General features: G+C 58.0%; 11 protein-coding genes and 1 CRISPR repeat array (1 of these 12 running past the window's edge). Of the genes, 1 reads left to right on the forward strand and 10 read right to left on the reverse strand.

Annotated features, from left to right (window positions below):
- Nucleotides 1-1,393: a CRISPR direct-repeat array (repeat unit 29 nt; unit sequence CGGTTGAGCCCCGCGCATGCGGGGATCGG) (it extends 3,884 nt beyond the left edge of the window).
- A gap of 105 nt (nucleotides 1,394-1,498) precedes the next feature.
- From cas2e to cas3, 8 genes are read right to left on the reverse strand one after another with little or no spacing between them, the layout of a single operon-like run.
- Complete coding sequence (gene cas2e / locus NH396_RS04650; RefSeq protein ID WP_253062079.1) at nucleotides 1,499-1,795, reverse strand: type I-E CRISPR-associated endoribonuclease Cas2e; 297 nt, start codon at nucleotides 1,793-1,795, stop codon at nucleotides 1,499-1,501.
- 1 nt (nucleotide 1,796) lies between these two features.
- Nucleotides 1,797-2,717, reverse strand: coding sequence for a type I-E CRISPR-associated endonuclease Cas1e (gene cas1e, locus NH396_RS04655; protein WP_253062081.1), 921 nt, complete (start codon nucleotides 2,715-2,717; stop codon nucleotides 1,797-1,799).
- 37 nt (nucleotides 2,718-2,754) lie between these two features.
- Nucleotides 2,755-3,456: a type I-E CRISPR-associated protein Cas6/Cse3/CasE gene (gene cas6e / locus NH396_RS04660; protein ID WP_253062083.1), complete on the reverse strand. Its 702-nt coding sequence runs from the start codon at nucleotides 3,454-3,456 to the stop codon at nucleotides 2,755-2,757.
- Nucleotides 3,456-4,208: a type I-E CRISPR-associated protein Cas5/CasD gene (gene cas5e / locus NH396_RS04665; protein ID WP_253062085.1), complete on the reverse strand. Its 753-nt coding sequence runs from the start codon at nucleotides 4,206-4,208 to the stop codon at nucleotides 3,456-3,458. Before cas5e ends, cas6e begins: the two co-directional genes overlap by 1 nt.
- A gap of 9 nt (nucleotides 4,209-4,217) precedes the next feature.
- Nucleotides 4,218-5,291: a type I-E CRISPR-associated protein Cas7/Cse4/CasC gene (gene cas7e / locus NH396_RS04670; protein ID WP_253062087.1), complete on the reverse strand. Its 1,074-nt coding sequence runs from the start codon at nucleotides 5,289-5,291 to the stop codon at nucleotides 4,218-4,220.
- Between the two features lie 40 nt (nucleotides 5,292-5,331).
- Entirely contained in the window at nucleotides 5,332-5,985 is a 654-nt protein-coding gene (gene casB, locus NH396_RS04675; protein WP_253062089.1) for a type I-E CRISPR-associated protein Cse2/CasB, read from the reverse strand.
- A complete protein-coding gene (gene casA / locus NH396_RS04680) occupies nucleotides 5,982-7,661 on the reverse strand; it encodes a type I-E CRISPR-associated protein Cse1/CasA (RefSeq protein ID WP_253062091.1) in 1,680 nt (559 codons plus the stop codon). Before casA ends, casB begins: the two co-directional genes overlap by 4 nt.
- Complete coding sequence (gene cas3, locus NH396_RS04685; RefSeq protein WP_253062093.1) at nucleotides 7,658-10,366, reverse strand: CRISPR-associated helicase Cas3'; 2,709 nt, start codon at nucleotides 10,364-10,366, stop codon at nucleotides 7,658-7,660. Before cas3 ends, casA begins: the two co-directional genes overlap by 4 nt.
- A 661-nt stretch (nucleotides 10,367-11,027) precedes the next feature.
- Here cas3 and NH396_RS04690 point away from each other — a divergent pair.
- Nucleotides 11,028-11,381: a hypothetical protein gene (locus NH396_RS04690; RefSeq protein ID WP_043335079.1), complete on the forward strand. Its 354-nt coding sequence runs from the start codon at nucleotides 11,028-11,030 to the stop codon at nucleotides 11,379-11,381.
- 257 nt (nucleotides 11,382-11,638) lie between these two features.
- Here NH396_RS04690 and NH396_RS04695 read toward each other — a convergent pair whose 3' ends face one another.
- A complete protein-coding gene (locus tag NH396_RS04695; protein WP_253062196.1) occupies nucleotides 11,639-12,550 on the reverse strand; it encodes a LysR substrate-binding domain-containing protein in 912 nt (303 codons plus the stop codon).
- Nucleotides 12,551-12,689: 139 nt separating this feature from the next.
- Entirely contained in the window at nucleotides 12,690-14,216 is a 1,527-nt protein-coding gene (locus NH396_RS04700; protein ID WP_176676731.1) for an amino acid racemase, read from the reverse strand.
- Nucleotides 14,217-14,301 lie beyond the last annotated feature (85 nt).

The following is a 14,301-nucleotide window of genomic DNA, read 5'->3' on the forward strand; positions in this document are numbered from 1 at the left end:
CGCTGTTCTTCGACTATCCGTACGGTTGAGCCCCGCGCATGCGGGGATCGGTCACCGCGAGCGTTCTTGTCGTTGTCGTCGTACGGTTGAGCCCCGCGCATGCGGGGATCGGCCGGTCATCTCCCACCAATGACCACTCTCGCCCGGTTGAGCCCCGCGCATGCGGGGATCGGGCGGTCAATCAGATCGCAGACATGATTCAGCGCGGTTGAGCCCCGCGCATGCGGGGATCGGGTTTTCACTGGAAGCTGAGCGAGCGGTATTGGGGGTTGAGCCCCGCGCATGCGGGGATCGGATACCTGGAGTAATGGCGCTCAGCATCGTATTCGGTTGAGCCCCGCGCATGCGGGGATCGGATGTTCATGATCGGCGCTTCGTCAAGCTGCGTCGGTTGAGCCCCGCGCATGCGGGGATCGGACCGACAGCGACCTGGAGAACGGGACTCTCGACGGTTGAGCCCCGCGCATGCGGGGATCGGTCTATTCGCGGCATGTTGAAAAGCGCAGTATCCGGTTGAGCCCCGCGCATGCGGGGATCGGACACCGCGCAGGCCGTCTCTGTTCTCAGCCCCCGGTTGAGCCCCGCGCATGCGGGGATCGGGCGCTCGATCTCCTCCAGCGCCTCTTCGGTAGCGGTTGAGCCCCGCGCATGCGGGGATCGGGCCGGTGACGCCCCCGCTGCCGGTCATGGCCGCGGTTGAGCCCCGCGCATGCGGGGATCGGATGTTCACGCTGCGTGACGGCGTTCTCTAGCGCGGTTGAGCCCCGCGCATGCGGGGATCGGATAGCCGTGGCCACTGCCCACGCTCGCGGTGGCGGTTGAGCCCCGCGCATGCGGGGATCGGGCCAGCGTGATGCCTATGGCGATGAGTGCGTCAGGTTGAGCCCCGCGCATGCGGGGATCGGATCGGAATGTTTGTGACGACCGTTCTCCCCAACGGTTGAGCCCCGCGCATGCGGGGAACGGACGTTGGAGCGGGCGATCTTCTGCTCGACATCCGGTTGAGCCCCGCGCATGCGGGGATCGGGGAGATGCCGGAAGAGTTCCGCCGCCGCCAGGCGGTTGAGCCCCGCGCATGCGGGGATCGGCGCCCGACCGGGCTTGTCACCGTCAAGGACAGCGGTTGAGCCCCGCGCATGCGGGGATCGGGGAGGCGAACTCATGTCTGCAGCCATCATCATGGGTTGAGCCCCGCGCATGCGGGGATCGGCTCGGCAATGCGGTCCTGCATGCCCTCGATGCCGGTTGAGCCCCGCGCATGCGGGGATCGGTCTACCACTGTTACTGATTTGGGCGGCTCTCCCGGTTGAGCCCCGCGCATGCGGGGATCGGATGTTCACGCTGCCTGACGGCTTTTTCTAGCGCGGTTGAGCCCCGCGCATGCGGGGATCGGACTAATTATAAGCGATTGTTAAATAAGAGGAAAATCGCCACCGGAAAATCCACCAGCAATTTTACTCATTTCTCGAGCAATATGATTTTAAAAGATCTAATAAAATCAATCAGTTGGATTCATCGGATAAAAGCGTACCAAGCGCAAACCGTCATGATCGATGGGTTCGCGCCGGTTGACACCATAGGTCTGAAATTCAAAACCTGATTCATGATTACTGGACCAGGCCATAGCGACGTTGCCATCTTCAGCCAACGCATCAACTTGCTCCCAGATCATTTCGCGGATGCGCAGGCTCACATCACCGATATAGACACCAGCACGAATTTCCAGCAGCCAAATCGCTAGCCTACCGCGTAGACGCGGTGGTACGGCTTCAGTCACCACTACCAGCATGGCCATGTCACTTGCTCCTGTGCCCCTGATCACCCACGGAGACTGGTTCCGGAATAGCTGGCAACATGGCTTCCGGGGCTGGTGATGGTGGTTCAATATCGCCTGCCGCCAAAACATCTTCGATCATAGGAATCAACCTCTGCAAGATGCGACTTTTCTTAAAGGCATCACGGCATGCGATGCGCACCTCTCGCTCAGGAGTCGCGGGTTGATGTGCGGCTATACGAAAGGACGCAGGAACGACGGTCTCGAATTTGACGATATCAGCAATGTCATAAACAAAGCTTTGGGGCTTACCGGTATGTAGAAAACCGATGGCGGGTGCATAGCCTGCGGCAAGAATCGCGGCTTCAGTTATGCCATACAAACAAGCAGTGGCGGCAGATAGACATTGATTGGCCACGTCTGATGATTTCCATTGCATCGGGTCATATCGTCGCCCATGCCACTTCACTCCATACTGTTTGGCCAGCATTTGATAAGTCTTGCGAACCCGAGCACCTTCCATGCCACGCAACTGCTCAATACTGCGTCTCGAGGGAGGGGGCTCGCCAAAACGTAGTTCAAACATCTTGCGGACGACTTTCAAACGCAATGAGTCATCCAATGCGAGTTTTGCCTGATAAAGCAACTTATCGGAACGTGCACCGCCAGGCTGACCTGCGCTGTAGAGGCGCACACCAGCCTCACCCACCCAGATCAGAAGAGTCCCCACAGTCGCCGCTAATTTGATAGCGGCGTGTGACACTCGAGTCCCAGGTTCGAGCAGCAAGCAGGTCACTGAGCCGACAGGAATATGCATGCGCTCGCCGTTCACTTCATCAATGACGACGAAAGCCCCGTCTCGAACGTCGACCTGCCCCATACCAACAAAAATCATCGACATTCGATCTTTCACAGGAATTGGCTTGAGTGGAATAAAACTCATCGCGGCCTCCTTAGCGTCGATCCTTCAGGTCAATGGATTAGAGACGACGCACCAGCAGTAGTCCGCAGCCAAAAGCCTTGGCGCGCCCCAGCCCTTGAGAAATAGTCTCGATCAGCCTCCCCGGATCGGTAACCTCCAGCAGCCCTTCGTAATCGACACTAGAAAAACGAATGGCATCACGGCGGCCAGGCTTTTGAATAACATGTTGGCGATAGCCACTCACTTCCGGGTCCATCACCAAGCGAAAACCACCATTGTCAGCACGGATTTTGAGCCAGTCACGAGCCGCTTGGTCCATCGCCTGTACACATGACTCGCTCGTGCGCTGTCCAGCCGGAAACAGCTTCTTGGCTGCCATCAATACATCGCTGCGTGGCGAATGTTTGGCGCCTTCCACACGCCGGGCAACTGTGGGATTAGCGCGCAGCCGAAAAGCCAGTTGATCACCTACCGACAGATTCGGCTCGAAAGACTTGCAGTGCACATCCAACAGTCTTTGAGACGCTGCTGGCTGACGATCGGAAAGTACATAGAATAACGGCAGCCCCTTAGGAGCCTTGTTCTGTCCAATATCGCTTTCTTCCATTTCTTGACGAAAAAGGAAGGGACGAACGCCCTCATGTTCAGGAAAAAGTTGCCAGAGCAATTGATGGGCGGCATAAGCCCCGCCGCCCATTATCTCGAAAAGACTTTCTCGGGAAAGACCATTGAGATCGACCCGTACACGTGAGAGATACATCAGTGCTGCTCCTTGGCATCGGTGTCGCGCACGAAGCGCCGATATTCGACGCGTGGTCCAAACTGCCAACGGTCTCGGCTCAAAGGTTGATCCCAGACATCGCTGGACTCCACACGGTTGTCATCGCCATCGAGACACTTGGCGCTACCCTCCCAGTAGTACATCACTTCATCCGGCAGCCGCAGCAGGTACTTCTCACCAGGAAGGATGGGCTCGAAATCGCTATCGAGGGCGGCCCGCAATGTCTCGGCAAGCACCCTACGAGCTGCGATAGGAGCGGCCAAAGGGCATGACTTGCGTCCCAGAAAGAGTGGAAAACATGGACGCTCCAGCGCCTTTTCCATGACCTCTAGCGATATCGTCGCCGATGCTGTAGCCGATATCGCGACGATCCAAAGGCCATCACAGCGATAATCTCGACTGGACAAAATCGTGTTGATGGCTTTGCCTGGTGCGCTGAGCTCATCGCGCCGAGTGCGATAGGTCACCTTGGCTTGAGCCGAGGGCACTTGTGCGGTGTGATAATCCCTCAGCAAGGAACCGGGCGAGCGCTGCTTGATGGCAACGCAAACGCTTTTGCCAAGTGCCTGCTGGCCTGCATCGTCATCGCGCCGGATGCCCAATGCGGCACCGAGCAGTCCGATGATCGCGCCGCGCCCGGGGTGTGTGGCGGTGGGGCGCGTTTCACCCACTGCCGCCCTCCCCCAACTGGCGAGCGGTGCATAAAGCCGAAAAACCAGATACTCCGTCATATCGGCTCCTTAACGAGCAACATGCAAAAACTCGATCAGCGATGCGAGGCTGCCGGTATGCACCTCACCATCCAGATCGGGAGTGGAGTAATTCGGCTCGGCGGATACTACGAAGCGACGCTCGGCCCCCGGACCGTAAGCGGTGTCGAAAGCCTTGGCCTGGCGCTCCAGGCGAGCGATGGCTTCCAGTGACTGATCCTGGCCAGCAATCGGGCGCAAAAACGCAGCAGAAAGGGAGCGCGGCATCTGGTCGCCCTGCTCGGCGAGAACGTAACTGGCATGCGCACGAGAGCCAAAACTATTCTGCTTGCCCTTAGGTGAGGTACGCACGGCGGCCTCTACTAACGCCGCGATGGCACGCTCAGCCAGCTCACTGTTGTCCTGAAGATTGTCGACCAGTTGCCGACGATCGATACAGATATAGGTGTAGAACAGGCCCGCACCAAAGCCGGCTTCGCCCACATGCGCGGCGCCGCGATGCTCGTCGCCGGTATTGAGATCGTCCACGGCAGTGAAATAGTCGTCTTCCACTTCCGCAGCATGCACGGTGATCGCATGTGCAACCTGACAGGCTGCTTCGACGTTATAGGCGGGGACCGCTGCCAGCATGCGACCAAAAAGAGCAATGTCAGCGGCGGCCGGCTTGTGACGCAACAGATCGAGATCGGCTTTGTCGGGTGCACGGTTCTCAGCTGCCAGTGTCTCGATTAGAGCATCCACTGCGGCTTGCTCCTCGGGCCCAATATGCACCAACTGGCTCGTCGCCAACTCATTCTTGGCGACATCACCAAACACTTTGGCAATCTCGGTTGCCCAAGCTTTGGCGTCTTTCTCCTTGACACCTTTTTCGAGCAAGCTGATATGGGCTTCAATACCCACTCGCTTGGTACGCTGTCCACGATGTTGGCCAAGCGCTTCTTCGAATAACGCCGAGGTACGCCAGGTGCGCTTGAGGCTTTGTGACGACACTCGCAGGCGTTTGGCGCCGCCCATGATGGCGGTCTTGGGCCGACCCAGGTCATCACGATTAAGGTTGGCAGGCGGATAGGAGGTCAGAAGGTGAAGCTGAATGAAATGGCTCATGGTCAAAATCCTTTTCGTCATGTCGGATATGGAAAGTCGGTCAGTCGTTATCGCTCTGGAACTGCGCCAATGCTTCGAAATAATCGCTGGCCCACACGAATCCCAGCCGCTTCGTGGGTTGAGCCGCCGGCTGGCCAAGGTACTCACGCCACCAGAGGGCGATGTTGTCCGCCAGGTGCACCACGCTGATATCGCACTTGTCAATCAGCGCCAGCGCACGGCGCAGCCGCTGTACCAGCTCTTGTGGAGAATGGCAGTCCATCAATTGCTGAAAACGCAGCTCGCTCATGCGAGGCTTTCCGGTACCATTCTTTTCTTGCCCCAGACGACTACCCAGCGAAACGTTGGGTGTTTCACTCCGCACCTCCGCCAGCAATAGCGCAATGCAGGTCCACAGCTGCAAGTGCTCATCACGATAACGGGGGGACTGCTCAGGCAGTTGCTGCCATAGTTCACGGAACCCATCGCTCAGCATGGCAGCTTCGACCGATTCGCAGCGCCGAAGCCGTGCGCGCACCCCTTTCGGCCAGGGCGGTGCCTGGGTGTAGGCCACCAAATCCTGTGGGGACAACGTCAAACGCTGCCACCAGAGCCGTACCCTGAAGCCTTCATCGGGTGACAGCGCCAGTAGCCGCTCTGGTACCGCTTTCCCCGGTGATGGCTTTTCGGCCACATGCATTTCTATCTGGATCATGGCGCTGCCTCCTCGGTTGGTGCGTTTCCTTGAGCTTCTGACAAAGTAAAGCCGCCATCTTTGGCGAACTGGGACACGACCTTGCTGCCCTTGCTGCGACCACTCAGCCACGACAGAAGCTGCCGGCGTGCCCGAGTAATCCGTTTCATGTCCAGCTCAGAGAAGGGGCCACTCAGGGCCTGAGCTTCGAATAATGTCAGTGCTTCTTGGCGCAGCGCGTAATACCAGGCCCGAGCCACCTGAGATGGCATATGAGGCCCCTCGCCCTGCTGAAGTGCCAACTGCATATCTCGCAAGGCACGAAAGAACGCCGCCTGGGTAGCTTCATAGAACTGGCTATCGATGGATGTCAGGTCCCCCTTGGCATCAGCAGGCCGCGAGAACCAAGCGTTCTTGACCTGCATGCGAGTCATCCAGGCAATCTGGCGTGAGAGCTCGGTGAACGTCTGCACCCAAGAGCGCAATCGCTCCTGTTGCTCTGCCGGTACCGCGACCAGAGGCAATTCCTCGCTATACCAGCCACGGGGTTTCATGTTGTCCATGTCGTAGCCGAAAACCCATAGCCGGGGCTTCAACAGCGCATCGATGTCCTCACCAGCACGTCGCTCCTGCGCGACGAAATCCACTTTGTGGCTGAGATAGTCATGCATCACGCCCGCTGGCAGGGCACCGCTACCTTCCGCATCACTAAGTACAAGGTTCGACCAATACCTATAGCCCAACCCGCCGGGCTGACCCTTAGTGGAAAGCGGTAGCTCATTGGGCTTTTTGGGATCGCGGCGGTATGGCGTCAGTGGGTGCTGCCAGGGTCCATCATAATTGGCGCCATAATTCTTGGCGCGAATCTCACTCACCCGTTGCAATACCTTGCGACCACAAAGGTCACAGCAGCCTTCATCGTCGCTGACCTCCAGCCTAAAGCGCCTTGGCATAGCCCAGTAGGCATGCATGGGATGCATCTGTTCAGGCAGGACTTCGCTGCCTTTCTTGTCGCTGACACGGGTGGCCCCTACCCAAGGGAAAAGACTGTCATCGTCGGGGCATCGATCGCGAATACGCGCTTTAGTGGAAAACACTTCAATAGGCATCACATTCAGCCACAACCGTTGCCAAAGATTGGCATCCACTAGGTCAGGCACAATCAGTGTGGTCAATGGACCACCGCCCCTCAGCCCCACGCGATAGCCAGCACCGCCTGATGGCGCATTTATCTGCATGGTGAATAGCGCCAACGCCACACAATCTTTACAGATCGCCTCTACCCGGCCCCGTTTGACGAAATGATCAGTATTCAGCTTGAGACCGTTTGCCCCTGGTGAATCGATCAAAAGCCCTGCAACTGACACTGGTTTGGCATCTTCGAGCGGATCGAGATCTTGCATGAAACGCGGACCATCACCTTGAAACTCGAAGGTCTGCACGAAAGGCCCGAATGCCTCGTCCAGCGCCTCGCCGCTAGGAGGCTCGATACTGCGATCCACCCACTCACCGTAATTCTGCGGCGGGTACACTGTCTGCAACAGGCCGATCAGGAACTGGTAGGCCGCGCCTTGGAAGTCCGCCCGTGGCAAGGCCAGATCGACAATATTTGGATCGGAAATAGCCGAGGGGGAGCGATAGGCAATACTTCCCCCCCGAGTACGAAAGGGCAGCCAAGGATCTTTCAGCAGATTCATACATCCCCTCCAACAAGGTGTTTTGAATATGTGGCCGATGTTGAGCCAAACTCTAAGCCACGACTTGGCCCATACACATTCTCGGCATCCATTTCTGCCAGCCAAGGCTGTACGAAGCGCAGCGCTTTATAACGGTCCTGCAGGGCCTCCCATTGAGACGTGTAGCGAGGCGGCAGGCTGGCCAGTTTGTCAGCTTGGCTCAGGCGCAACTTGATCTGGCTCAGCATGTCGGTATGCCGCTCACTGCCTGCCAGGAGCCTCAAAGTGCCATCGCTGTTACATGTCAGTAACGCGATATTGAGGGTCGGCTCATCGACCAATCGGGTTCCAATCTCTTGCTCCTCCTGCCACTGATGACGGTTCCCTACATAGCCATCCTCCAGTGCCAGGGCATTGAAGTTCGCCATCGAGCTGGCCACGTTCTTCATGCCGCGCTGCTCCCACCGCGCCCCCTGTAGTCCGTCGGGGACCTGATCGGCGACCTCACCATAAACACTTTCAATCAGGATTCTGGCTTTTTCAGGCATACGAATTTCGCCTTGCTCACGCAAGGCTCGCTGGGTGAGCCATAGCAGGGAAACGTCGCGATAGACAAAATGAGTCCCCTCCAAGGTGCGTTTCAGCCAGTGCTCATCGGGAGTTTCTGACCACTCGGGTGCAAGTATCTTGAGGACAGGCGGGCACCGGACTCCACGAACGTGACGCTGCAGGCGACCAGCCCGTTGAATCAGCAAATCGATCGGGGCCAGATCACTGATCATCAAATCGACATCACAGTCGAGGGATTCCTGAAAGACCTGCGTACTGATCAACACTTGACCACGACGCACATTGTCTGTGGAGGTCTTGCCCAGCCGCTCGATGACATCAGACTCGATACGCTGGCGGTCACACATGGCAAAACGGCTGTGAAACAACAGGCAGCGCTCCGGCGTCGGGTGGCGCTCACGAACAGCCTCAAAGGCGCGAATGGCGTCATTGACGGTATTGCGCACCCAGGCAACACACTTACCAGCCTCAACGGCTGACATGATCACCTCGATGGCCTGATCTTCCTCGGTGAGCCAATCAACACCGACGGCACGAGACACTTCAGCCTTTGCCTTCAAGGCGACTTCGCAAAGGGGAGCTTCCGATATCTGCGTCAGCAGTGGGAAGTCATGCATCATCAGTGGCTGAGGGTCGAGACCGAGTCCTGCCCGCCAAGCCATACACAAATCATTGCGCATGGCCTGAGGTAACGTGGCCGTCAGAAGAATGGCACTACCTCCCTGCTGGGCGTGATAACTCAATAGCTTGCCAAGCAGCGTCTGCATATAGTGATCGTAGGCATGGACTTCATCGATGATCAGTACTTTGCGGGCCAATCCATACAGGCGCAGCGACTGATGACGAAACGGCAGCAACCCCATCAGTACCTGGTCGATGGTGCCTACCCCAACATCGGCCAATAGGGCCTTCTTGCGCGAATCAGCGAGCCAGCGGTTGCACTGAGCCGTCGCTGTGGACTCGCTCTCATCGTAGTTGCGATCACCCGGCTGCGGTTGGTCGATGGCCAGAGCGAACTCTTCATTCAACTTGCTGGCACCGTGCGCCAGCACGAAAGATGGGCAGGAACCCGCGCGATAGAAACGCCGGTGGAGAGCACCGAGTCGAGAATACATGGCATTGGAGGTCGCCATGGTGGGTAAAGCAAAGTAGAGGCCTTCGCCGTGTCCGCTTGCCAGTAGTCGCTGGGTTAGAATACAGGCAGCTTCGGTCTTTCCTGCCCCGGTGATGTCTTCGAGAATAAATAATTGTGGCCCCGACGATAGCGTCAATGTCTCAGCTTCACGCTGTAATGGGGTTGGCGTAACCGACTGCCCATCAAACCAAGAAGACAGGCCTGCATATGGCAATGGTTTGAGTACTTGCTCAAACCCGGTATCGCGTAGTACTTGCTGAGCTCGCGGCTGAGCATAGTCCATCCAATAGTCCACAAGCCGCATCTCACTGACGCAGTAGCGGAAATACGTTTGATTCGATCCCAACCAATCACTGAGAGTTACCCAGCCGGCGATGGTCCAGCTCAGCGATTGAAAAGCCTGAAGCCACTCAGTCGAGAGCAATTTATCAATAGGCCACTCGACATCGATAAGGCGCGCCCAGTCGGCAACAAACTCTTGCGCCACAACAACATCGTCAGCATAGTCATCGGAACCGAAGAAACGTGAAAGCTCTAGCGATGTGCCCGCCACCGGCTGACCGTGATGACCAAACATGGGGGACAACAAGACAGGAAGCGTCTCTATCAACCGGCGCCGCAGCTGGCGCTCCGGCATCCCTCCTGGCCAATTGAGCGTGCCGTCCTTCAACCAGTCCACCCAGCGCTCTTGCCACAGAAGAGCCCCCAGCCGGTCGTGGCGTTCACTATAGGCGAACCGGGGCAAAGCAGGCACCAGTCCACTACCCTGCGACTGAGCAAGTCCCTGAAAAGTCCGCGAAAACTTACCTAAATCATGAAGCCCTAGAAGGAAGACAAAAAAACGTTGCAACTCTGAGGGCGCCATTTGTAATTGAGCAGCCATACGTTGCGTCAAAGCCCGCTCAGGCGACAGAAGGTGCCAGCCTACAGCTGCTACATCGAGGCTATGGTACGGCAGGAGATGATAGGGAACGCCATCGTCTTCTGACTTGGCTTTTCCCCAATAACGGTAGTAACTCATTAACGAACTCCATTTCGTTTGAGGCCACTTTATTTGCAGACCCTAATGAGACTTTCAAATAAATTCCACTATAAAATGATCTACATGGCTGCCGCACGGCGCTGCAGTAGTGCAAGCTCCGTTTATATACCGTAGGCCAAAACGCTATACTGAGTTAGTTAACAACCGAAAACTTGAATATGTAAAATTCATGAAACCTAATGGTAGCTGACTTGGAGCACTTGTGGGTATAGATCGTCAGTCCAATGCTACTCGCTGCGTCGCTTGAACGGTACGCTGTCTCAATATCCAGTACTTGTCCTTCAATGAATTCTTCCACCGGACTTATTCCAAACAGGAAATTTCCGCGTCACTCGCCAACGCTTACATCTACCGTCTGAGCGAACTGATACCCAGCTTCATAAAATTCATACGCCTGCGTAAGACATTGCCAACAAATCCTGAAAATCCACTTTCCCCAACCCCACGGGAAATTTCCGCCAAGGCACGGAAAATTCCGGCTTCCCAAGCCATCACCTACCGCTAACTCATTGTTTTGTATGGAAACTGGTGATAAGGGAGGCTCCGAATCGCCCGATCTCGTCCCACAGTCAAAACTCATATTGCACTGCAACAAAAACAGGCGTATCACTGTATTCATGTTCCTTACCTGGAGAGTACAATGGCTAAACAACCTGCCTGGTCAGAGTTGGTCCCAACGACGCCGGCTGCGATGTTCGATGTCTGGAAGCTGGGCACGACGTCGGTGGAGATGTGGTCGACAGCCATGTCGACCATCATGTCGCGCACTCAGTTGTGGGGAACCCAGTCGCCGCTGGACCCGAAGATGATCACCGAGAACCAGAAGATGGTGTCGGAGAAGATCGCAGCCAGCTGGGAGATGTGGTTCGTGATGCAGAAGGCGTGGATGAACGCGATGACGGGCGGCAAGGTGGCGCCGTGGTGGACGACGGGCACCCTCTTCATCAAGCCGTTGCACAAGCGCACGACGGCCAATTCGCGTCGACTGTCGTGAGAGGCAATGCATGACTTGCCGTTGCGGCCGATGCAGTTGCAGTCGATAGAGCTGCGAGCTGAGATGCGATCAGATACGGTTGAATGCGCTCAGATGCGCTTAGATGCAGTAATGCAAGACGGGAGCCCCAGTGGCTCCCGTCTTGCGTCGTGCTCTGGCGATGATGTCAGGTCATTGTTCTGGGCTTTCTTTTCCATTTTCTCCAGCCCTACCCCCTGAGCTTTCTTCCTCTGACCTGGTACGCCGCCAGCGAATTATCATTCTGATTCGAGGGCCTCGTCTTCGTCGGTCAGACAGGCTTGCCAGATGCGTTCGGCCACGCGCTGGTCGTGCTCGGCGTGGCGGAAGAGGCAGATATCCAGCGGCGCGGTGTGGCTGTCATCGCTGATGATGACGAGGCGCCCGGCGGCCAGCTCGTCGCGCACGGCGCGCTCCGGCACCCAGGCGATGCCGCTACCGGCGAGTGCGCCACGCTTGAGCACGTCAGACATCGAGCATTCGTAGCGGAAGTTGAGACGCGCGGCGAGGTTCTGGCGTCCGATGATCAGTGCGGTCAGTCGGCCGAGATAGCTGTCACTGGAGTAGCAGAGGTAGGGTTGCGGCGTGTCGCTGTCGAGGGAGTAAAGTGCCTGGCCAGCGTCATCGACGGCACTGACGGGCACCAGCCGCTCGGAGCCGAGCACGATGGAGGGATAGCGCACGATGTCGGTGAGCGTAGGCAGTAGCGGGCTGTTGTAGGCCAGCATCAGATCACAATTGCCGCTGATCAGGGCATCGACACAGCCGGCGACGTGGTCGGGCACGATGCGTGCCTTGAGATTGCCCAGTCGGTTTTGCAGCTGTTCATGCCAGTCGACGAAGAAGCTGACCGCCAGCGTGTGCGAGGCGGAAATCGAGACGACTTCTTCTATCTTGGGCACGAAGCCGAGCGCCTCATCACGGCCGACGCGCAATACCGAGAGCGCATCCTGGGCGGTGCGCTGGAAGGATTCGCCCGCGGGAGTCAGGCCGACGGGGAACAGGCTGCGGTCGATCAGGGTGGCGCCGACCCAGTATTCCAGATTGCGAATACGACGGCTGAAGGCCGGTTGCGTCACGTTGCGCAGGGTGGCGGCGCGCGAGAAATTACGCGTCACCGCCAGGGTGAGGAAGTCTTCCAGCCAGTTCATTTCCACGGCAAAGCACCTGAAGAGAGGCATGAATGAGGCAAAGGCACACAGCGAGCCTGCGTGAGCGCAGTATATCGCGTCGCTGGGTGTCTTTTCTTCAAGCTCTCTTCACTGGCTGATCGGATGGATGAAGCGCCAATCAGGCCTCGGCTTGCGCCAGTGCCACACAGCGCTGCGCGAGAATTTCCGCGGGGTCGAGCAGCGCTACCCGCTCACGCAGTGCCGCATCGAGCTCGATCAACGGAAGCTCGGTACAGCCCAGGATGATCACTTCTGCGCCCCGCGCCAGCAGGTGGGAAATGGCAGCCTGCAGATGCTCGCTGCACTCCCCTGCCGTATGGCCCGCCTTCACGCCGTGATGCCCGTAGATCGCCTCCATCACCTGGGTCTGACAGCGCGCATCGGGCACCAGCGTTTCACGCCCCGAGGCCTCGATGATGTCGTGGTAGACCCGACTGATCACGGTGCCGCTGGTCGCGATCAACCCGACCCGCGCCACCGGCGCCTGCATCGCCGCGATATGATCGACCACCGCCGTCAGCATGTTAATGATCGGGATGCCGATATAGGGCTGGATACGCGCCACGAAGGCATGCGCGGTATTGCAGGGAATCGCGATGGCATTGGCGCCATCGGCCTCCAGCCGCTGACAGGTCGCGAGCATCGGGATGCTCGGGTCTTCGCCCTTGCCGATCAGATTGGCGGTGCGATCGGGAATCTGCGGATTCTGCTCCACCACCATCTTGAGGTGGTCCTGATCGCGCTCGGCACGCGTCAGGCTGACCACCTTGCGCATGAAGTCCACCGTGGCCGCCGGCCCTACCCCACCGAGCACGCCAAGCTTGAAGTTGCGATTCTCGCGCTCGCGGTCCACGCCCAATGCGTATTCGGCGTAGATGAGGTTGGAGTCGAGCAAGGGCACCGGCACCAGCGGCTGCAGCGACTCCATCAGCACCGGAATCTCGCTCAGGCCCGGCACGATGATCTCCGCGCCCTGACTGACCAGGCCATCACAGGCCTCGAGCAACAGTTGCAGACACTCACCACCATGATGGCCACTCTTGATGCCGCTGGCCCCATAGATGGCCTGCATCAGGGCATTACGCTGCAGCGTGGCATCGGGGTAGATGACCTCGAGGCCATCACCTGCCACGAGGTTACCGTCTTGCGTGGCATCCGTGACAGCCATCGTGGCCTCCGGCTCCCCGAAGCGCTGCTCGAAGATACCGGAGGCGCGCACGTAGCTTGAGGTCAGCACGCCGATCTTGCGCACCTCGGGATAGTCGCGGCGAATGCGCGCCAGCAGCGCATCGAAGATATCGACGACGTTGACGCTGATTTCCGGGGTGATCTCGGCCAGGAAGGTATGCGAGAGAAAGCATGGCACCATTGCGTTCTCGACCTTGCCCTGCATGTCCTTGAGCACGTTGTAGACGTAGAACTTGCGTCGCAGCGGGTCATAGGCCTCCGCGGCGATTCCCGGCCCGTCATCGAAGTGACGTTGCTCGAAGGCGATATCCACCCCGCCCGGTGGCTTGCAGTACTGCGCCGCGCGCACCGTCTTGAGCAGGACATCCGCGCTGCCGATCGCCCCCAGGCCGCCCACGACGCCGTAGCGGACGACAGAGGGGCTGGCTTTATGTGAAGGTGCGTTGGGGCGTTCCATGACGATGTTCTCCTGATGTCCTTGACACGCTTATCACGCGGATGCCGACAAGCCGATGATGATGACGCGGTTGGTGTTCAGACAA

The sequence above is a fragment of the Cobetia sp. Dlab-2-AX genome, from assembly GCF_024124625.1.
GTDB lineage: Bacteria > Pseudomonadota > Gammaproteobacteria > Pseudomonadales > Halomonadaceae > Cobetia.